The sequence below is a fragment of the Streptomyces sp. 150FB genome (assembly GCF_000818195.1).
GTDB lineage: Bacteria > Actinomycetota > Actinomycetes > Streptomycetales > Streptomycetaceae > Streptomyces.
Window position 1 is genome coordinate 7,937,934 of record NZ_JTHL01000001.1, and the last position, 21,367, is coordinate 7,959,300.

At 70.0% G+C, this 21,367-nt stretch carries 23 protein-coding genes; 10 read left to right on the plus strand and 13 right to left on the minus strand.

Annotated elements, in window-relative coordinates; genetic code table 11:
* Positions 1–188 precede the first annotated feature (188 nt).
* A complete protein-coding gene (locus QR77_RS34095; RefSeq protein ID WP_040025896.1) occupies positions 189–902 on the minus strand; it encodes an MBL fold metallo-hydrolase in 714 nt (237 codons plus the stop codon).
* Between the two features lie 94 nt (positions 903–996).
* Here QR77_RS34095 and QR77_RS34100 point away from each other — a divergent pair, with 94 nt between their 5' ends.
* Positions 997–1,539, plus strand: a complete 543-nt coding sequence (locus QR77_RS34100; protein ID WP_040025897.1) for a TetR-like C-terminal domain-containing protein — start codon at positions 997–999, stop codon at positions 1,537–1,539.
* On the opposite strand, the gene QR77_RS34105 is transcribed toward QR77_RS34100, so the two are convergent.
* Positions 1,533–2,555, minus strand: a complete 1,023-nt coding sequence (locus tag QR77_RS34105) for a helix-turn-helix domain-containing protein (RefSeq protein WP_078877478.1) — start codon at positions 2,553–2,555, stop codon at positions 1,533–1,535. The two genes, QR77_RS34100 and QR77_RS34105, sit on opposite strands and share 7 nt — an antisense overlap.
* 70 nt (positions 2,556–2,625) lie before the next feature.
* On the opposite strand from QR77_RS34105, the gene QR77_RS34110 reads away from it, so the two are divergent.
* On the plus strand, positions 2,626–2,985 hold the full coding sequence (locus QR77_RS34110; protein ID WP_052489784.1) for a cupin domain-containing protein: 360 nt from the start codon (positions 2,626–2,628) through the stop codon (positions 2,983–2,985).
* 34 nt (positions 2,986–3,019) lie between these two features.
* Here the strand turns inward: QR77_RS34110 and QR77_RS34115 are convergent, their stop codons facing one another.
* The gene (locus QR77_RS34115; RefSeq protein ID WP_107069151.1) at positions 3,020–3,784 is read right to left on the minus strand and encodes a chitosanase; all 765 of its coding nucleotides are present in this window, start codon (positions 3,782–3,784) and stop codon (positions 3,020–3,022) included.
* Positions 3,785–4,042: 258 nt separating this feature from the next.
* Between QR77_RS34115 and QR77_RS34120 the strand changes: the two genes are divergently transcribed.
* A complete protein-coding gene (locus tag QR77_RS34120) occupies positions 4,043–4,495 on the plus strand; it encodes a GNAT family N-acetyltransferase (RefSeq protein ID WP_078877923.1) in 453 nt (150 codons plus the stop codon).
* A gap of 50 nt (positions 4,496–4,545) precedes the next feature.
* Here the strand turns inward: QR77_RS34120 and QR77_RS34125 are convergent, their stop codons facing one another.
* Both QR77_RS34125 and QR77_RS34130 read right to left on the minus strand, forming a co-directional pair.
* Positions 4,546–5,127: an AAA family ATPase gene (locus QR77_RS34125; protein WP_040025899.1), complete on the minus strand. Its 582-nt coding sequence runs from the start codon at positions 5,125–5,127 to the stop codon at positions 4,546–4,548.
* 179 nt (positions 5,128–5,306) lie between these two features.
* The gene (locus QR77_RS34130; protein ID WP_040025900.1) at positions 5,307–5,942 is read right to left on the minus strand and encodes a TetR/AcrR family transcriptional regulator; all 636 of its coding nucleotides are present in this window, start codon (positions 5,940–5,942) and stop codon (positions 5,307–5,309) included.
* 172 nt (positions 5,943–6,114) lie between these two features.
* On the opposite strand from QR77_RS34130, the gene QR77_RS34135 reads away from it, so the two are divergent.
* Positions 6,115–6,792 carry a peroxiredoxin-like family protein gene (locus tag QR77_RS34135; RefSeq protein WP_040025901.1) on the plus strand — a complete coding sequence of 226 codons (678 nt, stop codon included), beginning with the start codon at positions 6,115–6,117 and terminating at the stop codon, positions 6,790–6,792.
* 79 nt (positions 6,793–6,871) lie between these two features.
* Here QR77_RS34135 and QR77_RS34140 read toward each other — a convergent pair whose 3' ends face one another.
* Positions 6,872–7,519: a TIGR03086 family metal-binding protein gene (locus tag QR77_RS34140; protein ID WP_236710932.1), complete on the minus strand. Its 648-nt coding sequence runs from the start codon at positions 7,517–7,519 to the stop codon at positions 6,872–6,874.
* 359 nt (positions 7,520–7,878) lie between these two features.
* On the opposite strand from QR77_RS34140, the gene QR77_RS42535 reads away from it, so the two are divergent.
* Positions 7,879–8,175, plus strand: coding sequence for a hypothetical protein (locus QR77_RS42535; RefSeq protein WP_052489258.1), 297 nt, complete (start codon positions 7,879–7,881; stop codon positions 8,173–8,175).
* A 109-nt stretch (positions 8,176–8,284) separates the two neighbouring features.
* Here QR77_RS42535 and aceB read toward each other — a convergent pair whose 3' ends face one another.
* Together aceB and QR77_RS34155 are read right to left on the minus strand one after the other, a co-directional pair.
* Positions 8,285–9,916: a malate synthase A gene (gene aceB, locus QR77_RS34150; RefSeq protein WP_040025902.1), complete on the minus strand. Its 1,632-nt coding sequence runs from the start codon at positions 9,914–9,916 to the stop codon at positions 8,285–8,287.
* A 227-nt stretch (positions 9,917–10,143) separates the two neighbouring features.
* The gene (locus tag QR77_RS34155; protein WP_040025903.1) at positions 10,144–10,779 is read right to left on the minus strand and encodes a nucleotidyltransferase family protein; all 636 of its coding nucleotides are present in this window, start codon (positions 10,777–10,779) and stop codon (positions 10,144–10,146) included.
* A gap of 343 nt (positions 10,780–11,122) precedes the next feature.
* On the opposite strand from QR77_RS34155, the gene QR77_RS34160 reads away from it, so the two are divergent.
* Positions 11,123–11,446, plus strand: a complete 324-nt coding sequence (locus tag QR77_RS34160) for a DUF5955 family protein (protein ID WP_078877482.1) — start codon at positions 11,123–11,125, stop codon at positions 11,444–11,446.
* Positions 11,447–11,540: 94 nt separating this feature from the next.
* Here the strand turns inward: QR77_RS34160 and QR77_RS34165 are convergent, their stop codons facing one another.
* The gene (locus QR77_RS34165; protein ID WP_040025905.1) at positions 11,541–12,344 is read right to left on the minus strand and encodes an IclR family transcriptional regulator; all 804 of its coding nucleotides are present in this window, start codon (positions 12,342–12,344) and stop codon (positions 11,541–11,543) included.
* Between the two features lie 218 nt (positions 12,345–12,562).
* Here QR77_RS34165 and allB point away from each other — a divergent pair, with 218 nt between their 5' ends.
* Together allB and alc are read left to right on the plus strand one after the other, a co-directional pair.
* Positions 12,563–13,900, plus strand: a complete 1,338-nt coding sequence (gene allB / locus QR77_RS34170; RefSeq protein ID WP_040025906.1) for an allantoinase AllB — start codon at positions 12,563–12,565, stop codon at positions 13,898–13,900.
* Between the two features lie 17 nt (positions 13,901–13,917).
* Positions 13,918–15,045 carry an allantoicase gene (gene alc, locus QR77_RS34175; protein ID WP_040029124.1) on the plus strand — a complete coding sequence of 376 codons (1,128 nt, stop codon included), beginning with the start codon at positions 13,918–13,920 and terminating at the stop codon, positions 15,043–15,045.
* A 26-nt stretch (positions 15,046–15,071) separates the two neighbouring features.
* On the opposite strand, the gene QR77_RS34180 is transcribed toward alc, so the two are convergent.
* The gene (locus tag QR77_RS34180) at positions 15,072–15,779 is read right to left on the minus strand and encodes a dimethylmenaquinone methyltransferase (protein WP_040025907.1); all 708 of its coding nucleotides are present in this window, start codon (positions 15,777–15,779) and stop codon (positions 15,072–15,074) included.
* A 146-nt stretch (positions 15,780–15,925) separates the two neighbouring features.
* Here QR77_RS34180 and QR77_RS34185 point away from each other — a divergent pair, with 146 nt between their 5' ends.
* Together QR77_RS34185 and QR77_RS34190 are read left to right on the plus strand one after the other, a co-directional pair.
* A complete protein-coding gene (locus tag QR77_RS34185) occupies positions 15,926–16,915 on the plus strand; it encodes a DMT family transporter (protein ID WP_078877484.1) in 990 nt (329 codons plus the stop codon).
* Between the two features lie 61 nt (positions 16,916–16,976).
* The gene (locus QR77_RS34190; RefSeq protein ID WP_040029126.1) at positions 16,977–17,618 is read left to right on the plus strand and encodes a dihydrofolate reductase family protein; all 642 of its coding nucleotides are present in this window, start codon (positions 16,977–16,979) and stop codon (positions 17,616–17,618) included.
* Between the two features lie 5 nt (positions 17,619–17,623).
* Here QR77_RS34190 and QR77_RS34195 read toward each other — a convergent pair whose 3' ends face one another.
* The 3 genes from QR77_RS34195 to QR77_RS42940 all read right to left on the minus strand — a co-directional run.
* Positions 17,624–18,205 (minus strand): SMI1/KNR4 family protein, encoded by a 582-nt coding sequence (locus QR77_RS34195; protein WP_052489259.1) that lies wholly within the window; start codon positions 18,203–18,205, stop codon positions 17,624–17,626.
* A 282-nt stretch (positions 18,206–18,487) separates the two neighbouring features.
* Complete coding sequence (locus QR77_RS34200) at positions 18,488–20,305, minus strand: coagulation factor 5/8 type domain-containing protein (RefSeq protein ID WP_078877486.1); 1,818 nt, start codon at positions 20,303–20,305, stop codon at positions 18,488–18,490.
* A gap of 265 nt (positions 20,306–20,570) precedes the next feature.
* Positions 20,571–21,367: amidohydrolase family protein (locus QR77_RS42940; protein WP_201778843.1), on the minus strand; the 797-nt coding region annotated here is incomplete at its 5' end.

The following is a 21,367-nucleotide window of genomic DNA, read 5'->3' on the forward strand; positions in this document are numbered from 1 at the left end:
TCTTCTGTTAGGAAGCTTTCCTACCAAAGGATGGCGACGGCGTACACCCGTGCGACATAAAGATGAGGGAAGGGGCGTGCGGTTACGGTGGTTACGCCCGTGTTGTCATGGCGTGGTCATGGTGGTCATGGCGTCGTGATGAGGCTGCCGGGCGGCCTGAGCGACGCGCCGCCCGGGGGGTGCGTCGCTCAGGCGCCGGCCTGCCTGACCGCCTCCGCCACCCGGGCGGGGGAAGCGTGCGAGGGGGCTCCGTGGCCGGGCAGGACCCATGACGCCTGGAGCTGGGCGAGTCGGTCGAGCGACGCGCGTGACTCGTCCGGATCGTCCGTGAACGGCGCGGGCGCCAGACCCGTACGCCCGGTCAGTACGTGCCGGGTCGTCAGGGCGTCTCCGACGAAGACGGCGTCGGCGAGCGGCACATGCACGGCTACGCTTCCCGGTGAGTGTCCCGGCATCTGTACGATCACCGGGCTCCCCGGCAGGTCCAGGACGTCGCCGTCGGCGACCTCGATCACATCGCGTACGTACGTGGTGCGCAGCCCGTTCTTGCGCAGGGTGTACCAGAAGAAGCCGAGCGTGGGACCGAGCTTCATGGGGCCCATCGGGGTCTTGGGCTTCTCGCCCGTTCGTGTGCGGACGGCGTCGGCGGCATGCACGTAGACCGGTACTCCGTGCTCACGCCGCAGCCGTTCGGCGAAGCCGAGGTGATCGGAGTCCCCGTGGGTCAGCACGAGTCCCCGGATGTCGCCGACGGACTTGCCCAGGGACTTCAGCTCGTTCAGCAGGTCGCGCCAGTGGCCGGGGAGGCCCGCGTCGATGAGTGTGATGCCCTCGTCGGTGTCGATCAGGTAGCACGCCACCACGTCGTTGCCGAGGCGGTGCAGGTGCGGAGCGAGCTTCATGGGTTGCCTTCCAGGGGTCAGTGGCGACTATCATGGCTACGATACATAGCCATGATGGCTATGGGCAATAGCTTTGGCTTCGGAAGGGTGAAAATTGCCGACTCCTGAGAAGACTTCACTGAGCGCGATCGTCGCGGCGGGCCGGGACATCCTGGAGTCGGGCGGCCAGGACGGGTTGACGATGCAGAGCGTCGCCAACCGCGTCGGGGTCCGCGCTCCGTCGCTGTACAAGCACGTCCGCGACCGCGCTGCCCTGCTGGCGGCCGTGGCCGAGGCCGCCATCGAGGACCTCATCGCCCGATTCGAAGCAACCGACGGCTCCCTCGAAGAGCTGGCATACGCCTACCGCGGCTTCGCCCAGGACCGTCCCGAGGGATTTCGGCTGCTGATGCTCTCCACGCTCGCACCGGCAGAGGCCCTCGAGTACGCCGCCGCCCCGATTCTGCGCGCGTCCCGGCAGCTCGCAGGCGAGAGCGGCGGCCTTGAGGCCGCGCGCCTGGTGACCGCGTGGGCCACCGGGTTCATCCAGATGGAGCTGACCGGCGCCTTCCGGCTCGGGGGAGACATCGATCACGCCTTCGAGTACGGCCTCGTCCGTATGCGCCGCGCACTCACGGACGGCAGCACCGGTCAGTGATCTCGGTGATCTCGGTGATCTCGGTCGGGCTCCCGGGGGTCCGCCGGCGTCGCGTCAGTACGTTGTTGTGGTGGCTCGGCCCGGAACGTCCGGCGGTAGGCGCCCGGTGTGGTGCCCAGGCTGTTGAGGAAGCGCCTGCGGAGGTTGGTGGCCGAGGAGAGACCGACGCGGCGGGCGACGGCTTCCAGCGGGAGGTCGGAGGACTCCAGCAGATCCCGTGCCGTGGTGATCCGCTGAGCGAGCAGCCACTGCCCCGGGCTGGTGCCGAGCTGATCGGCGAACCGTCGGGCGAGGGTACGCGCCGAGAGGCCCGCGTGCGCGGCCAGGCCCTCGACGGTCAGCGGTTCGCCGAGTCGCCCGGTGATCCACTCCAGCAGCGGCGCGAGCGTGCCGTCGATCTGCGCGGGGTGCGGCGGTGCCGCGTACTGCGACTGCCCGCCCTCGCGGTGGGGCGGCATGACCATGGTCCGCGCGACGTCTGCGGCGTACCGCGCGCCCTGGTCGCTCCGGACCAGGTGCATGCACAGGTCGATGCCGGCCCCGGCGCCGGCGCTGGTGGCCACGTCGCCGTGGTCCACGTACAGCACCTCCGGATCGACCCGGATGTGCGGGAAGCGGGCGGCGAGTTCGCCGGCCAGTGCCCAGTGGGTGGCCGCCCGTCGTCCGTCCAGCAGACCGGCGTGCGCCAGGGCGAAGGCGCCGGAGCAGATGCTGACCACCCGCGCCCCGCGGGAGTGCGCGCGGCGCAGCGCCCCGACGACCGCGGGTGAGGGCGGCTCCCGCGCGGGCAGCCAGCCCGGGACGAGCACGGTGTCCGCCCGGTCGAGTACGTCGAGCCCGTCGGTCACGAGCATGTCGTACCCGGCGTACGTCGCGACCGGGCCCGGGCGCTCCGTGCACACACCGAAGGTGTACCGCGTCGGAAGTCCGAGCCGCTCGATCCCGAACACCTGGGCCGCGCAGCCGAGTTCGAAGGTCGACTGTGGTGGGCGGACGAGGGCCACTACGCGATGCATGGCAGGAAAGTAGCGCATGATGTCGTTTCTGACACTCGGCGGGGCGGTGGCCGGCCGCCAGGCTGGGCCCATGGCAACCGACACGACAGACACGACAGAGACGCCGGAACAGAACACGCCTGCTTATGAGTGGTCCGCAGTCCAGGACGCCCCGGTCCGCGAACTCTTCCCAGGCATCCGGCTGCGCCCGCTGTGGAACGGGGACAACGGCGCGAAGGCCTATGTGCTGGAGATGGACGCGAACACCTGCTGGCAGGGGATCGACGTCCATGAACCGGGGCCCGAGGAGGTCTTCGTGGTCTCCGGCATCTTCAACGACGGGGACCGGGACTATCCGGCCGGCTCCTTCATCCACGCCTCAGCGGGTACGTCGCACGTTCCGCAGACGACGACGGGCTGCACGCTGTTCCTCTTCTACCCGGAGGGTTAGAACGCCCCACGGTTACGGCGGGGAGCGGCAGGGGCTATTCGGCGTCGATGCGGTAACTGTCGCCGTACACCTTCCACTTGAGCGGGACATCGAGATTCAGGTTCCCCGCGTCGAGGAAGACGCGCTGCGCCGTGTCGATCCGGCTCGTGTCGGCGTGCGACGGCTCGTGCTTGATGGCTGCCACCCGTACGTCCAGGAACGCGTTCAAGTACGCGGTCTCGTCGCCGCCTTCGTGGGGCGTCTCGGCCTTACGCATGGCGCGGGCGCGCAGGGTGCGGAAGCCGACCGAGCCGTCCGAGTCGTCGGAGCCGTGCATGACGTAGGCGTCGTAGTAGATGAACTGCCCCAGTGTGCCGAGGCCGTCGGCCTTCGCCCGGCTGACGGCGGGGGTGAAGTACTGCCGGTCACGCTCCGCGTCCTGTGCCGCGCGCATCGCGGGGTCCTTGGCCGCCTTCTTCCAGGCGTCGGTGAAGGGACGGCCGAGCCCGCTGTGGGAGGCGGTGCCCTTCACCTTGCGCAGGGCGGGAAGGAAGGGCGCAAGGACGTTACGGGGCTTGGCCTTTGTGTACCGCTCCACGACCTGGAGCAGATCGCCGCAGCCGGTGCAGAACCCGATGATGCCGGCGGTGTAGCCGCGGCCGTCGCCGATGTCCTCGATGTAGCGGTACTGGTCCTGCCAGTTCAGTGAGGAGTTCTCGGCGCTGGAGACCAGTTTCATCGCGATGTTCTTCTTTGCCGGGTCGTTGAGCCCGGCGGACGCGCCGGAGGCGGAGCTGCACGCGGTGCAGAGGCCGATCATCAGCAGGAGCAGGACGAGAAGCGGGCGGCGGAGAGCGTGGATCACGGATCGGGCCTTTCCCCGTGGCGTGCGCCGGTCGGCCTTCGCACAGTACGTGAGTGGGGACATATTGCCCGGCATTCGCGTATCGGGCACCGGTTTTCGCCCGTACGGGACCGGGTGGCGAGGCGGTCACGTATCCTCGCCCGTCTCACGCGCCGGCCCGTGTCCGGTGCGGGCCGGGGGCGTTGTCAGTGCTCGATGGCAGACTCCGTCGACATGGATGAGCGTGTGCGGTTGCGCGAGGTCGAGGAAGCGGATCTGGACCCGTTCTTCGAGCAGGAGAACGACCCGGAGGCGGTGCGGCGTTCGAGATTCGCGCCTCGGGAGCGGGAGGCCTTCATGGCCCACTGGCGTGCAAGGATCTTGGGGCGTCCGGACGTTCATGTGCGGACGGTGACCGTGGACGGTGAGCCGGCGGGGCATGTTGTGGCCTGGTGGGAGCAGGAGAGGCGGTTCATCGGGTACGTGCTCGGCCAGGCGTACTGGGGGCGCGGCATCGGCACCCAGGCGCTGGGGCTCTTCCTGCGGCGGGAGCCGGCGCGCCCGCTCCATGCCGACCCCTTCGCCGGGAACACCGGCTCCGTAAGGCTGTTGGAGAAGCACGGCTTCGTGCGCACCGGGACCGTGCGGCACGGGGAGGACGAGCACCTGATGCTCGTGCTCTCGTAGGCCGTGTGTCGAATGTGCCGGTCACACTCTTTCCACGCGCCACCTGAGGATCAGCGCGGAGGCTGATGGCCCCCGGAGCTGGTCGCCAGACCGGTCAGGGCCAGAATCGCTTCGACTGTTTCCTCAACCGTCTGCGCCGCGTTGTCGATCCAGGTTCCCTGCTGCGCGAGCTCGGAGCGCATCGCCTCGTCCAACGGCGACCAGTCCGTGGCCAGAGCCTTGTCCCGAGCCTGGTTGCGCCGCCGCGCCACGGCAGGGCCGGGAGCCAGGATGACGAGGTGGAACGGCACGGCCGTCAGCGTCGTGCGGTAGAAGTCGAGGTGGGAACGGCGAACCACCACGTCATCGAGCACCGGGACGAAACCGGCCCGCGCGAAGCTGTCCGCCAGAAGGCATGCGTTGCGGGCCCGCAGGAAGATCTGCCGGTCGGCTTCCACGTCCCCGGCCGGCGAGGGCCATCGCCCACCGCTGACGATCATCTCCTGGAGTGCGTCCACCTCGATATGGGCCGACATCCGGAGCCGGCCGGCCAACGCGGCGGCCACCGTTGACTTCCCGCTCGCGGGGATGCCGGTCAGCAGGACAGCCCCGGCTGTCGGCTCACGGTCGACGGGTACAGGATCCAAGCTCATATGACCTGTTTCAGGAGTGGGGATACCGGGCCTGGTGGACGAGTCGCCCGGACGCGAAGACAGGGCGATCCCTTTCCGGGGTCTTTCCGGGGCCCGTTCCGGGAGTGGATCACGGCCGTAAAACGGTCCCGGCGTGGCTCGCGGTGATCCACCTCTTGAACAGATCCTGCGCGCGTCCGTCAGGGGGCTTCGACGCGCAGCGTTTCGACGTGGTCGAGCACCGTGTCCAGGGCGGCTTCGAGGGCGCGGGTGTCGCGGCGGATCTGGGTCATGAGGAGTCCGCCCTGCAATGCGGTGAGGATCGCGAGGCCGAGCTGGTCGGGGTCGGCGTCCGCCCGTAGCTCGCGCCGGTCGTGCATGGCCTGCATGCCGTCGCGGATGGCACGCTCCCAGCGCGCGAAACCGGCGGCGACGTCCTCGCGCGCCTGTGGGTCGGTCTCGGCGAGTTCGCTGCCGAGCGAACCGATGGGGCAGCCGCCCTGGCAGTCGCGGTGCTGCTGCAACTCCACGATGGCGTCACGCCACGCCCTGAGCCCCCGCATGGTGTCGAGGCGGCCGAGCAGGGGCTGCTGGGCGTCGAGCACCGCGTCCGTCTGATAGGCGATCACGGACCTGACCAGGGACTTCTTGTCCTTGAAGTAGTGGTAGACCTGCGAAGGGCTGACCCCCGCGGCTGTCTGTACGTCCTCGATGCTCGTGCCGGCCACGCCGTGCTCGAACATGAGGGCCGCCGCGGCGGCCGCGATCCTGCTGCGTGTTTCCTGCCCCTTGCGCGTCAGGCGCGGTGCGGCGGTCACGACCTCATCGGCTTGCATGTGATCAGCGTACCGATTTTGGAGCGAACGTTACAAGAAATGCCCGTTATGCGGTCTTTGTAATGGAGTGGTTACTTCAAAAAAAGCGTATGGTTCTGGAGCGCCCATTCCATACCGGTGTTCGCTCCCATCGGAGCGGCCGCCGATCGCTGTCCAATTGAAGGGGGTCCCCGTGACCACAACGGACCACAGCCGTACGACCATTGCCGAGCAGTCGGCCGCGCTCAAGGAGGGCGTCGCCTCGCAGATGCCCGCCGGTGTCGTCGCGGCCTTCGCCGCCGAGCAGGCGGACCTCGAAGCGGCCGGTCTCCCGTCCGGCATCCCGCAGCCGGGCTCCGCGATGCCGGACGGGGCCCTGCTCGACGTCCACGGGGCGCCCACCACGCTGCTGCGCGCGCGGGAAGGGCGCCCGGCGGTCATCGTCTTCTACCGCGGGGCCTGGTGCCCGTACTGCAACCTCACCCTGCGCACCTATCAGGAGCAGGTCGTACCGGCGCTGGACGCGCGGAATGTCGCGCTGATCGCGATCAGCCCGCAGGCGCCCGACGGTTCGCTGTCGATGCGCGAGACCAACGAACTGACGTACACGGTGCTGTCGGACCCCGGCAACCAGATCGCCGGGCAGCTCTCCGTCCTCACCGCCCCGACGGACGCGGCGCGCGGCGCCCAGGCGGAGCTGGGCCTCGACCTCGCCGCGGTCAACGCGGACGGGACACACACGCTGCCCATGCCCTCGACCGTGCTGGTCGACGCCGACGGCACGATCCGCTGGATCGACGTCCACCCCGACTACACCACCCGCACCGAGGCCGGGACCATTCTCGACGCCGTGGAGAAACTGCTCGGCTGACCGGCCTGCTGACTGGTCCGCTGATCGGTCAGCAGGGCCCGTCCGCTCGGCCGGGCGGGTCCTGAGTGCCCCGTGTGACTCAGCCCGCCGGCCGCCACCCGGGGTCGCGACCGCTGAGGCCGATGACACGGTCGAGCAGCGGTGCGTTCGCGGGGACGTCAAACGGGGGACCGAACAGGCCCTCGCCGGAGGTGGCGCCGTCCCCGACCCCGGTGGTGGGGGCGAGCAGGGTGTGCGCCGCCCGCAGGCTGGCCTCGTCGGGTGCGTACGGTACGCCCGCGCTCCGCGCCAGGTCCCAGCCATGGACCAGTACCTCGTTGAGCCCGATGAGCCCGACGGCCCCGCCCGGCAGGTTGACGCCGCCGACCCGGGTGGGGCCGTCCCAGGCGGCGGGGGAGCGCCAGGCGTCGGCCATCTCGGTGAGCTGAAGTGGCAGCATCTCGCGCCAGTCGGGGGTGAGTTCGGGCAGGCCGCCGTCGGGTGACGAGGCGGTCGTCGGCCCGAGGTCCTTGCGGGCCGCGTCCCGGAACGCGACGGTCAGTCCGAGCAGGTGCGCCAGGATGTCCCGTACGGCGTACTCGGGACACGGCGTCGGGCCGCCGAGCCGCTCGTCTCCCACCTCGCCGAGCAGCCGGGCGACCTCGCGGCACAAGGGCCCGAGGTCAGGCGTCTCTGTTTCCGCTGTTGTTTCCATGGGGTGAAGACCGTCGCCGTCGCCGAAACTCATCGGCCGACGGTCCGCACCCCCCGGCGCCGCTGTGGCCGAATGGAGCCGCTAACTTATCGTGAGCACATCAAGCGGATGTGCTCACAGCGAGATCACAGCAAGTTCAATGGGGGATCCACCATTTCTACGCCAACACCGCAGAGCGGCTACAACCCTTACGGCCCAGCGGGTCAGCAGGGCGGCCAGCCGGTTCCGGGGGGCCAGCAGCCTGCCTACGGCCAGCAGCCGTACGGTCAGCAGCCCGGCCAGCCGCCGTACGGACAGGCTCCCGGACAGCCCGGTCAGCCGCAGTTCGGCCAGCCGCAGTTCGGCGGGCCGACCCCGCCCATGGCGCCGCCGCCGATGCGCGGTTCACGGGCTTGTGGCCCAAGATCAAGATCGTCGCGGCCGTTGTCGTGCTGATCGGAGTGGGTGTGTTCTACCTGCTCAACCACGACACCATGCCCGCAAGCGCGGTGGTCGGCGACTGCATGCACAACTCGGGTACGGAGTCGAACCCGGACCTGGAAATCGTCAAGTGCGGTGACAGCAAGGCACAGTTCAAGGTCACCCAGGCCGGCGACGACGCCGTCGAGTGCAAGGACGACGAGAGCAGCTACGAGGAAACACGGAAGGGCAGGGTCCTGACCTCCCTCTGCCTGACATCCATCGGCTGACACCTTCTCGGCCGGCCCAGCTCCTGGCCGGCCCAGCTCTCGACCAACCCGCCGCGCCCCTGGCCTCGTTGAGGCCAGGGGCGCGGTCCTGTGTCCGTATCCGGCCAGGTCAGCCGCGGAGCTGCTCGTACGCGGGGAGCGTGAGGAAGTCCGCGTACTCCTCGTCCAGCGCGACCGTCAGCAGCAGGTCGTGCGCCCGCTGCCAGGCGCCCGCGCCGAAGGCCTCCTCGCCGATCTCGGCGCGGATCGCGGCGAGTTCGGCGGCGGCGAGTTCACGGACCAGCTCCCGGGTGGCCCGTACCGTACGCCCGTCGTGCTCGAACTCGACGCCCGCGTTGATCCACTGCCAGATCTGCGAGCGCGAGATCTCCGCCGTGGCCGCGTCCTCCATCAGGTTGAAGATCGCCACGGCGCCCGAGCCGCGCAGCCAGGCCTCGATGTAACGGATGCCGACCTGAACGGCGTTGTGCAGGCCCTCATAGGTGGGCTTCGCGTCGAGGGAGTCGACCGCGATCAGGTCGCCGGGGGCGACGGAGACGTCCTCGCGCAGCCGGTCCTTCTGGTTGGGCCGCTCGCCGAGCACCGCGTCGAAGGAGGCCATGGCGATCGGTACGAGGTCGGGGTGGGCGACCCAGGAGCCGTCGAAGCCGTCGTTCGCCTCGCGGTCCTTGTCGGCCTTGACCTTCTCGAAGGCGACCTTGTTGACCTCGGGGTCGCGCCGCGACGGGATGAAGGCCGCCATGCCGCCGAGCGCGTGCGCGCCGCGCTTGTGGCAGGTGCGGACGAGGAGTTCGGTGTACGCGCGCATGAACGGCGCTGTCATCGTCACCGCGTTGCGGTCCGGCAGGACGAACTTGGCTCCGCCGTCACGGAAGTTCTTGACGATGGAGAAGAGATAGTCCCAGCGACCGGCGTTGAGCCCGGACGCGTGGTCGCGCAGCTCGTAGAGGATCTCCTCCATCTCGTACGCCGCTGTGATGGTCTCGATGAGTACGGTCGCCCGGACCGTGCCCTGCGGGATGCCGATGTAGTCCTGGGCGAAGACGAACACGTCGTTCCAGAGGCGCGCCTCCAGGTATGACTCCGTCTTCGGCAGGTAGAAGTACGGGCCCTTGCCGAGCCCGATCAGGCGCTTCGCGTTGTGGAAGAAGTACAGCCCGAAGTCGACGAGCGCGCCGGGCACCGGCGTACCGTCCAACTGGAGGTGGCGCTCGGCGAGATGCCAGCCGCGCGGGCGCATCACGACGGTCGCGAGCTCACCGGCGTCCTTGAGCGCGTACGACTTGCCGGACGCCGGCTCGGTGAAGTCGATGCGCCGCTCGTACGCGTCGATCAGGTTGAGCTGCCCGGTGACCACGTTCTCCCAGGTGGGCGCCGACGCGTCCTCGAAGTCGGCGAGCCAGATCTTCGCACCTGAGTTGAGGGCGTTGATGGTCATCTTGCGGTCGGTCGGACCGGTGATCTCCACCCTGCGGTCGTCGAGCGCGGCCGGCGAAGGGGCGACCCGCCAGCTCTCGTCGGCGCGGATGTCCGCCGTCTGCGGCAGGAAGTCGAGGCTGGAGGTACGGGCGATCTCGGCGCGGCGCTCGGCCCGGTGGGCGAGCAGTTCGTCACGGCGAGGGGTGAACCGCCGGTGCAGCTCGGCGATGAAGGCGAGAGCCGCCTCGGAGAGAACCTCGTCCTGCCGGGGCAGGGGGTCGGCGTCGACGATGGCCAGCGGGGACGGCGCTGGTGCGGACATGAGTGGTCACTCCTTCGGCGGGCGGTGCCTGGCGGCCGCCGGATCGCCTCGGACGGCACTGAGTGCCGCGGCGTTGGAATACGGTCGCGGGCGCCGTCCGGGATGTCGGGCGCTTCTGACCAGTGGATAGTAGTTTCCTCATGATGGAACTTCAATGGTTTGTTGAAGGGTTTGTCGACGTCGAGAATCTTCGGATCAAGGGACCGTGGCGCACAGTGCCACCGCCTTCACTCCAGGTGCGACAGATCATCCACCGTGTCGATGTCGTACGGCTCGGCGACATCCCCGCACTCCACCAGAACGATGTCGTTCTCATGGGCCTTCAGATACGCGCGTGCCCCGCGATCGCCCACCGCATCCGCCGAGATGTCCACCCAGCGGCGGGCGCCGAACAGTACGGGGTGCCCGCGCCTCCCCTCGTACGACGCCGAAGCGAGCGAGTCGGGGGAGCGGTGGGCGGCCAGCACCCGTGCCACGGCGGCCGGGCCGATCCCCGGCTGGTCGACGAGCAGGACCAGCGCGGCCTGCGCGTCCGTGGCGGCGAGCGAGTCGAGACCGGCGCGCAGAGACGAGCCCATGCCGTCGGCCCACCCCGGGTTGTCGACCAGGACGCATCCCGGCAGCTCGGCCCGCCGCCGCACCTCGTCCGAGGCGGCGCCCAGCACCACATGCACCGTGGAGCAGCCGCCCTCGCGCAGGGTGCGTACGGCGTACTCGACCAGCGGGCGGCCCCGGTGGCTCAGCAGCGCTTTGGGGCGGCCGCCCAGCCTGCGGCCGCCGCCGGCGGCGAGCAGGAGTCCTGCGACGGGAGGGTTCTCGGGAGGGTTTTTCGGTTCGCTGGTTTCGCGCTGTGGGCCTGCCATGCGTTCTGCATACCTCATCCACCGGCCGGGCGGTACGTGGCCGGGCGGTACGTGGCCGCGCGTGTCCGTGCGTGGCCGGTGTGCCCGCGTGTGTCCGGGTGTGGGCTCCCGGCCCACGCGCGGCGCGAGTGTGTCGAGTGTGAGCAGTGGGTGTGCCGGGAGTGTGCCCGGTCGGGGGCCACCTGCGGGATATCCGCCCGCATTCCCGCCGTATTCGGTCCGGGGAGTGGCGCATACCGCGCGGCATGGCGTTAACTTGCCCGCGAACCTTGGAGGTTGACCATCGTTCAAGGAGCTGTCCGAGGGGCGACGCCGGCCCAGGGATGCGCGAAGGGGGAGAACTTTGTTGCAGAGCGTGGGACAGCCTCGGGTGACCGGGGCGGACGAAGAGCTGAGAGTGCTGGAGTTGCGCGCCGCGGTGTCCCGGCTCCGCCGTGAACTGGCCGGGCATCCGGCCGAGTTCAAGGACCGGGCCATCGCCGAGGACGAGTTGGGCGCGCTGGGGGCGATGGCGGCGCCCGGAGGAACTCCGGAGGCCGCTCGGATGCGCCGCTCGCTGCTGCTGATCGTCGGCTCGATCGGCTCGGTCAGCGCGCTCGCCTCCGCACTCCTGGGCGTACGGGAGGCGGTCGACCTCTTCGGCGACCTGCCCCGCCCGCCGCGCTAGGCCCTGTCAGGCCGGACCTGGGCCGCGCACCCCCGAAGCCGCGCGCCGTTGGTCAGGACCCGTTGGTCAGGACCTGTTGGTCAGGACCTGTTGGTCAGGACTGGGCCGCCGTGTTGGCCAGCACCTCGGAGAGGTCCTGGGCCACCTCCTGGAGTACCGGGACGATCCTCTCCGTCGCCGCCTCCGTCACCCGCCCCGCCGGGCCCGAGATGGAAATCGCGGCGGGCGTGGGGGAGTTGGGGATGGGGACCGCGAGGCAGCGGACCCCGATCTCCTGCTCGTTGTCGTCGATCGCGTATCCGGCCCTGCGCACCTGCTCCAGGGCGTCGAGGAAACCGTCGGCCGTGGTGATCGTCTTCTCGGTGGCGGCCGGCATGCCCGTACGGGCGAGCAGCGCCCGTACCTCGTCGGCCGGTGTGTGCGCCAGCAGCGCCTTGCCCACACCCGTGGAGTGGGGCAGCACGCGACGCCCCACCTCGGTGAACATCCGCATCGAGTGCTTGGACGGCACCTGTGCGACGTACACGATCTCGTCGCCGTCGAGCAGCGCCATGTTCGCGGTCTCGCCGGTTTCCTCGACCAGCCGGGCCAGGTAGGGCCTGGCCCAGGTGCCGAGCAGCCGGGACGCCGACTCGCCGAGCCGGATCAGGCGGGGGCCGAGCGCGTATCGCCGGTTGGACTGCTGGCGTACGTAGCCGCACGCGACCAGCGTGCGCATCAGGCGGTGGATGGTCGGCAGCGGCAGGCCGCTGCTGGCGGACAGCTCGCTGAGGCCGACCTCGCCACCCGCGTCCGCCATTCGTTCGAGCAGGTCGAAGGCGCGCTCAAGGGATTGGACGCCACCGCTGGCGGAAGCGGTCTTGGCTGCGTCGGTGGTGCTGGCGCTGGACGACGGCACGTCAACGGTCCTTTCGGGACGGCGGGCAAGCAAGCAGCCTACCGGGCCGTTGTTGTCCACGCCCCAGCATACATTCTGCCTAGCGAAATATATATTCCACTCTGTGGAAATATGCGGGAAGGAGTGCCCTTCGGTGGTGCGGCCTTGACGTCGGCGCGGCTCGGAGTGAAGACTCGTTCAACAGTTCGTTGAATTCTCTGGGGAAGCGAGGAACTCGGGTGCCCGACGTCAGCCTGGTACTGCGCTCGACACGCGTCATCACCCCCGAGGGGACCCGGGCCGCCTCGGTGGCCGTCGCCGGCGGCCGGATCGCCGCCGTCCTGCCGTACGACGCCGCCGTCCCGCCCGGCGCCCGCTTCGAGGACGCCGGGGACGACGTGGTCCTTCCCGGGCTCGTCGACACCCATGTGCATGTGAACGATCCCGGCCGCAGCGAGTGGGAGGGCTTCTGGACCGCCACCCGCGCCGCGGCCGCCGGCGGGATCACGACGCTGCTCGACATGCCGCTCAACTCCCTCCCGCCGACGACGACCGCCGCCCATCTGGAGGTGAAGCGGTCGGTGGCCCGTACGAAGGCCCATGTGGACGTCGGCTTCTGGGGCGGCGCGATCCCCGGCAACGTCGATGACCTCAAACCGCTGTACGACGCGGGGGTGTTCGGCTTCAAATGCTTCCTCTCGCCCTCCGGCGTGGAGGAGTTCCCCGAACTCGGGCAGGACCAACTGGCCCGCTCCCTGGGCGAGATCACCGGCTTCGGCGGTCTGCTGATCGTGCACGCCGAGGACCCGGGAGAGCTGGCTGCGGCGCCGGGGCGCGGCGGTCCCGCGTACGCCGACTTCCTCGCCTCGCGGCCGAGGAACGCCGAGAACACCGCGATCGGGGGCCTCATCGCCCTGGCGAAGCGGCTCGGCGCCCGAGTCCATGTCCTGCACCTGTCGTCCTCCGACGCACTGCCGCTGATCGCCGGGGCGAAGCGCGAAGGCGTACGGGTCACCGTCGAGTCCTGCCCGCACTTCCTCACCCTCACGGCGGAGGAAGTCCCGGACGGGGCGACGGAGTTCAAGTGCTGCCCGCCGATCCGGGAGGCCGCCAACCAGGACGCGCTGTGGCAGGGGCTGGCTGACGGGACCATCGACTGCGTCGTCTCCGATCACTCGCCCTGCACCACCGACCTCAAGACCCCGGATTTCGCCACCGCCTGGGGCGGGATCTCCTCGCTCCAACTGGGCCTTCCGGCGATCTGGACCGAGGCGCGCCGCCGCGGACACTCGCTGGAGGACGTCGTCCGCTGGATGTCGACGGGCCCCGCTGCGCTGGCCGGACTCACCCGCAAGGGCGCCGTCGAAGCGGGCCGCGACGCCGACTTCGCGATTTTCGCCCCCGACGAGACCTTCACCGTAGACCCGGCCGCACTGCACCACCGCAACCAGGTGACGGCGTACGCGGGCAAGACCCTGCACGGCGTTGTCCGGTCGGCCTGGCTGCGCGGGAGAAGGATCGCGCACGACGGCGCCTTCGCCGAACCCTCAGGACGCCTACTGGAAAGGAACAACTGACTGTGCCCGAAGCCTCGTTGTCGAACGGATCGCTGCCCGAAGCCTCCTTCACCGGCGACGCCGGCCCGTACGGGGGCGGCGACCCGTACGCCGACTACCGCACCACAGCCTTCCCCTACGCGCACCTCGCCGACCTCGCCGACCGGCGGCTCGGCGCCGGAGTCGTCGCGGCCAACGACGAGTTCTTCGCCCACCGCGAGAACCTCCTCAAGCCGGGCCCGGCGGAGTTCGACCCCGAGCACTTCGGCCACAAGGGCAAGGTCATGGACGGCTGGGAGACCCGCCGCAGGCGCGGGATCTCGGCGGAGCAGCCGCACCCCACCGACGACGACCACGACTGGGCGCTCGTCAGGCTCGGCGCCCCCGGTGTCATCCACGGGATCGTCGTCGACACCGCCCACTTCAGGGGCAATTACCCGCGCGCGGTCTCCGTCGAGGCCACCTCGCTGCCCGGCTCGCCGTCGCCCGAGACCCTGCTCGGCGACGGGGTGAAGTGGACAACCCTCGTACCCCGTACGAGGATCGGCGGCCACGCGGCCAACGGCTTCACCGTCGACGCCGCCCAGCGCTTCACCCACCTGCGGGTCAACCAGCATCCCGACGGCGGGATCGCCCGGCTGCGGGTGTACGGCGAGGTCGCGCCCGACCCGGCGTGGCTGGCGGCTCTCGGTACGTTCGACCTCGTCGCGCTGGAGAACGGCGGCCGGGTCGAGGACGCGTCCGACCGCTTCTACTCACCGGCCACCAACACCATCCAGCCCGGCCGCTCCCACAAGATGGACGACGGCTGGGAGACCAGGCGCCGCCGCGACAAGGGCAACGACTGGATCCGCTACCGGCTCGTCGCGCACTCCGAGATCCGCGCCGTCGAGATCGACACCGCCTACCTCAAGGGCAACTCGGCGGGCTGGGCCGTGCTTTCGGTCCGCGACGGGGAGAGCGGTGAGTGGACGGAGATCCTGCCCCGCACCCTCCTCCAGCCCGACACGAACCACCGCATCGTGCTGGCGGCCCCAGCGGTCGCGACCCACGTACGGATCGACATCTTTCCCGACGGCGGGATCTCGCGGCTGCGTCTCTTCGGCTCACTCACCCAGCGGGGCGCCGATCAACTGGCCGCCCGCCACCGGGAGCTGGGCGGCTGACAGCGGAGCGGTGAGCCCGCCCCGCATCACTCCTCGACGGCCCCGCCCACGGTGCGCAGGTGCTCGCGGAAACTCAGGGAAGGTGTCTGCGAGCGCCGGGCGAGATAGGCGTCGAACCGCACCTGCTCGCGCAGGGAGACCCCCGCCCTGATTCGTTCCGCCTGGGTCCGCTCGGTGTCACGGATACGCTCGGCGAGGGTGAAAAGCTCCCCGGCCCTGTCCGCCGGAAGGAACAGCACACCGTCGTCGTCGCCCAGGGCCACATCCTCGGGCCCCACGGTCCAGTCCCCGACAGCGGCGGACAGCAGGGCAATTCCGGAACGGCCGGTGAGCGACTGCGGGCCGGTCGAAGTCGCGCCCAGGCTGAACACCGGCAGGCCGATGGCCAGGATGTCGGCCGTGTCGCGGTGCAGGCCCCAGATCACGATCCCCGCCAGCCCCGCGGCCTGCGCCTCCAGGGCCACCAGGTCGCCGACGCACGCCTCGTCGAGCCGGCCGCCGTTGTCGACCACCAGCACATCGCCGGGTGCGGAGCCCTCGAAGGCTTCGAGGAAGACATCGACACTGCCCGCGTGCCGGGCCGGGCGTACCCGCCCGGCGACGCGGTCCCCGTGCCGCAGCGCGGACAGCGGGGCCGGCGCACAGCGCACAGGCACCTGGGCGCGGATGCACGCGTCCGCGAGATGGGCGGTGGTCAGCGCGGCGAAGCGCCGCTGGATCTCCTGGTGTTCCATAACCGCGACACGATACCGGCCGACGAACGACGGCCTCGGCTGTGCGGAAACTCTCTCGGCCTACGAACGTGCGTGCCGGTACGGTGAGCTCCCGTGTGCGAGCCACCGACGTCTCCACCCCACACCGCCACCGGAGACCGAGCGCCGTGACGAACGCCCGAAACACCCCCGCCGCCCTCAGCTCCGTACCGCACCGGGCCTGGCTCACCGATCTGCCCGTGGTGCTCGTCGCGGTGGCCTGGGGATCGAGCTACCTCGCGGCGAAGAGCGTCACCACGACACACACCGTCATCGCGGTCCTCGTGCTGCGGTTCGCCGCCGCGCTGCCCGTGCTCGTCGTGGCGGGGTGGCGAAAGCTGCGGGAGCTGAAGGCGGCCCAGTGGCGCGGAGCCGGACTGCTCGGGCTCGCACTGAGCGGGATCTTCCTGCTGGAGACCTACGGCGTTGTGCACACCTCGGCGACCAACGCCGGGCTCATCATCAGCCTCACCATGATCTTCACACCGGTCGCCGAGGCCGTGATCACCAGGACCAGACCGCGCGGATCCTTCGTGGCCGCTGCGGCGCTCTCCGTCACGGGTGTGGCGCTGCTGACCCAGGGCACCGGATTCACCGCGCCCTCGGCCGGGGATCTGCTGATGCTGCTGGCCGCGGTCACCCGTACCGGTTACGTCCTGGCCGTTTCGCGGGTCAAGGCGGTGCGCGGAGCCGACTCGTTGTCGCTGACCACCGTCCAACTGGGCAGCGCCGTCGTCGTGTTCGCGCTGCTCGCCACCGTACCGGGCAACGGCCCGGGGCCCTGGTCGGTGGCCGCCGGATTCAACGCGGGGGAGTGGCTGACCCTGCTCTTCCTCTCGGTCTTCTGCACCCTGGTGGCGTTCTTCGTACAGACCTGGGCGGTACGCCGCAGCTCGCCGTCGCGTGTCAGCCTGCTGCTCGGTACGGAACCACTCTGGGCCGCCGTGACCGGCATCCTGATCGGCGGCGAGCGCGTCGGGGCGGTGGGGCTGCTGGGAGCGGTGCTGGTCCTGGCCGGCACGAGCTGGGGACGGCGGGCAGCGGGCGGCGGTGGAGAAACACCTAGAACACCGAGAACACCGATGAGTTCTGCCCGGGGCTGCGGTCTGAGGAGGTGAGAGTGACGATGGAGAGAGTGCTGACGAGCCGCGCCAGGGCGCGGTGGAACGGAGCCCGATCATGGCAGAACTGACCGCGACCACCTTTGTCACGCTGGACGGGGTGATGCAGGCCCCGGGCGGACCCGACGAGGACACCCGCGACGGGTTCCCCCACGGTGGGTGGCTGGTGCCCTTCGCCGACGAGGCCATGGGCGCATTCATGGAGGGTGTGTTCGACAAGGCCGGCGGATTCGTCCTCGGCCGTAGGACGTACGAGATCTTCGCCGCGCACTGGCCGCACTTCCCCGACCAGGACGATCCCATCGCGAGCCGGCTGAACAACCTGCCCAAACACGTGGTGTCCACCACACTGGAGAAGGCGGAGTGGCAGGGATCCACACTGATCTCGACCGACGTCGTACGGGAGATCCAGGCGGCCAAGGACCGGCAGACCGGCGGTGAGTTGCAGATCCACGGCAGTGGCGCGCTCATCCGCTCGCTGATGGCACACGGCCTGATCGACGAGTACCGGCTGCTGATCTACCCGGTGTACCTGGGCGAGGGCGTCCGGCTCTTCCCCGAAGGCGGTGTGCCGACGTCGTTCGATGTGACCGACACGAAGACCACGGGGACCGGCGTGTCCATCCTCACCCTCCGGCCCTCGGGACCCGCGAAGCACGGTTCGTTCCAGTTGGATCCCGGGGCGACCGAGGGGAGTTAGGCCCCCTACTCGATGACGTCCTCGAGTTCCGTCCGGCCCAGGGTGAGGAGTTCGCTGAAGCTGGTGCAGGGGTCCGACAGGTCGCCGTACTTCACGGCGAGGTGGTGGGCCCTGTACTCGCCGTTCGGCAGGATCTCCCTGGTGTCCAGCAGGAAGGCGTCCTCGCCCCTGGCGATGCTCAGGCTGTGCCGGAAGACACCGTTGTCCAACTCCTCGTCGTCGTCCTCCTCGACCGCGTCGACGAACGACGCGTGTGTCTCGTGGAACCACTCGATGTCGGCGCAGGAGCGCAGCGCGTCGGTCCATCCCGCGACGGGGCCCCAGCCGTCGCTGGTGAGCAGGAAGGCGCGCAGGCTCGGTGGCAGGGGCACTCCGAGCCGGGCCTCGGTCGCGGCGATCAGTTGCTCGTCGGCGGGCTCGTACCCCACCCAACGGCTGCTGATCTGCTGCTCCGACACGTCGTAGAGGTAGTTGTCCGTCGCGTTGTTCAGAAACCAGTCGCTGTATTCGGTCAGATACACACGCCACTCGTCCGTTGTCCCGGGGAAGGGGGCGGGGGGCACACTGCTCCTGGCATCGTCCGTCATCGATCGTCCGCCTTCCTCGTGCGGGAGTGGTCATGCGGGGAGTCCCCTCGCGGGGACCGCGGCGATCGCTCGTCCACACTTCACCCTGAACTCCGGGCAGAAATGGCGGCTTTGAGGCGTCGCCAGCAGATGATCGCACAGCCGGGGGTGAGGAAGGCCCGCGGGACGGGTCAGGGGGGCGGGGCATGCGGCCCGGGCCGGCGCCCCGGCACACACGGCGAGGTCCGGCCCTCTCGGAGAAGGCCGGACCTCGGGCGTCATCGCCGCGCGAAGAGACGTGGGTCAGGGGAAGGAGACCACGTTCGACGGGACGGTCGACGTACCGGACGTGCCAGGTCCGGTGCTGTTGATCACGTGGTTGTACTGACCCACTCCGCCCAGCGAGACGACCAGCAGATCGTGGAACTTGACCCCGGACTTCACCGGCGCCTCGAAGCCGGCGTCCTGCCGGATGCTCGGGTCCGCGGTGAAGTTGCAGTAGCTGCCGAGACCCCAACCCTCGTGCGTGTTCACGGAGTCGGCCACCTTGTACGCCGCGTACCCGAGCCGGTCGCCGTTCTGGATGGCGGCCTGGTTGGGCGGGTCGTACGCGATCTCGTTCTGGAAGAAGATGGTCCGGCCGCCTTCGCCGGTCCACTCCACGTCGTACTTCTGGAAGTGCTCGACGAACAGCCCCGTCGCCAGGACGTTGTCGCCGTTCACCCGCAGGCCGTAGTCGGACGGGTTGGCCGTCCAGCCGACCCCGCTGCCGTGGTCGGCCCGCCAGATCCAGGTGTGGTCGATGATGGTGTTGTTGCTGTTGACCTCCACCGCGGTGGTGACGAGCCCGGGCCCGGCGCCGCCGACCCTGGCGAACACGTCCTGCACCGAGATCGGGTTCGAGCCGTGGTCGGCGGACGCGCCCGTCGGCCCGACCTGGAGCAGGTACGGCGAGTTGGAGGCGCCCGCGTCGAGCAGCAGACCGGCCAGCTTGATGCCGTCGACATCGGCGGTGCTGATGGCGGTCACCCCGTTGTCGGGGATGATCGTCGGGAAGCCGATGCCGAGCACGACGGTGTTCGCCCGGGTCACCTTGATCGTCTGGTCCACGTGGTAGACGCCGGGCGTGAACAGCAGGTTGAGGCCCTGGCCGAGCGCCTCGTTGATGGTCGCCGCGGTCGCGCCCGCCTTCACCACGTAGAACTGGTCGAGCGGAATCGACGTACCGGGCGTCGAGCCGCCCGCCCACGAGGTGCCGCTCGCGTTGGTACGCAGCGACGGCACGAACACCGCGTAGTCGGCGCCGTCCAGGTAGAGATACGGCTTCTCGCGGGAGAGCGGAGTGGTGCCGAGTGTGGTGTACGGCGGGTTCGGGAAGCCCTGCCCCGGAGCGCCCTGGACGCCCGAGAACACCATGTTCCAGACGCCGTTGCCCCAGCCGCCGATGGAGCTGTCGCGGGTGTACCACTGCTGCTGGGAGTACGGGGAGACCGTACCGTCGATCTTGCTGTCGGCGATGTAGCCGCCGCTGGCCCAGCCGTATCCGTTGGGCGCCAGGTTGAGCCCGCCCTTCACGTGCATACGGCGGAACGGCGCCGCCTGCGCGACGGCCCAGCGGTTCTCGCCGCTGACCGGGGTGAGCGCCAGGTTCTCGGCGGAGCGCCAGAAGTTCTGGGTCGCGTTGCCCTGGAACCAGCCCGCGTCCACGGTCACATCGCCGTTGATCTGGACGTCGTCCGGGTTCTTCCCGAGCCCCGCGATGGAGGTGTAGAAGCCGATCTGCGCGTTGAGGCCGTTGTACGTGCCCGGCTTGAACAGCAGGGCGTAGCGGCGGGTGTCGAACTGGGCCTTCTCCTGCTGGCCGAAGATCTGGTCCAGCGTGCCCTGGATGTTGGCCGTCGACGGATCGAAGACGATCACGTTCGGCCCGAGGTCACCGCCGCCGGCGACCGGGGCTGCGGCCTTCCGGTCCTTCGTGGACGCGCTCGCTGAGTCCGCCGAGGCGACGCCGGGGAGCAGCAGGGAGCCGAGCACGGCGGATGCCACGGAGGCGGTGAAGCCGCGCCGGCTGAGGTGGTGGGACCGGTCCGGGTCGGGCGGGCCGAGCGGAGGTGACTGCATGGGGGGATGCCCTCCTGAGCGAATGAGAACGGGCAGGGAGCGCGCCTTCGCACCGGTGGGGTGGTGCAGAGAGCGCTCTCTGAGTACGCAGATCCTTGCCCCGTGTTTCGTTCGCGTCAAGACTTGTGTACGTACCAGGCGTCCCGAGTTCGGAAGGCGCGGTCATCTCCCAGGCGGGAGGCGGGGATTGTCTCCTTTCGTATGCAATCACACGGTGACGCGCGTTCAGTTCGTGAAGTCGGGGGCGAGCGGGCGACGGACGCGCTCACACGGCCCGGTCCGCCACCCGGCCGGCCAGCCACACCCGCGCCGGGCGCAGATCCTCGCCGAGTTCGACCAGGTCGGCCCGGGCGCCCGCGCGCAGTACGCCGCGGTCGCTCAGCCCGTACAGCTCGGCGGCCGTGGTGGCCGCCATCCGTACGGCGTCGGTGACCGGCAGCCCGATTCCGTCGACCGCACGGCGGAACGCCTCGGCGACGAACAGGGTGGACCCGGCGAGGGTCGAGGTGCCGTGCAGGTGGGCCACGCCCGCTTCGACGGTGACCACGCGGTCGGCGAACCGGTAGGTGCCGTCGGACAGCCCGGCCGCCGGCATGGCGTCGCTGACGAGCATCAGCCGCCCCGGCCCGGCGAGTCGGTGTGCCAGCCGGACCGTGTCGTCGGCCAAGTGGTGCCCGTCGAGGATCAGTTCACAGCTCAGCCGTGGATCGAGCAGCGCCGCGGCCACCGGGCCGGGGTCGCGGTGGTGCAGCGGCGGCATGGCGTTGAAGAGGTGGGTGACGGCCCGGGCGCCGAGTGCGGTGGCCTCCCGGAAGAGTGTGCCGGTGGCATCGGTGTGTCCGAGACAGAACACCACCTCCCCGCCGTAGTCCCTGATCAGGTCGAGGGCGCCGGGGAGTTCGGGGGCGATGGTCATCGACAGGGCGTGCCCGCCGGCGGCGGACAGCAGCCGTTCCAGCAGGGCCCGGTCGGGGGCGCGCAGTGCGTCCCGGGTCTGGGCGCCCCGGCGTACGGGGGAGAGGAACGGCCCCTCGAAGTGGATGCCCGCCAGGTTGGGCGCCG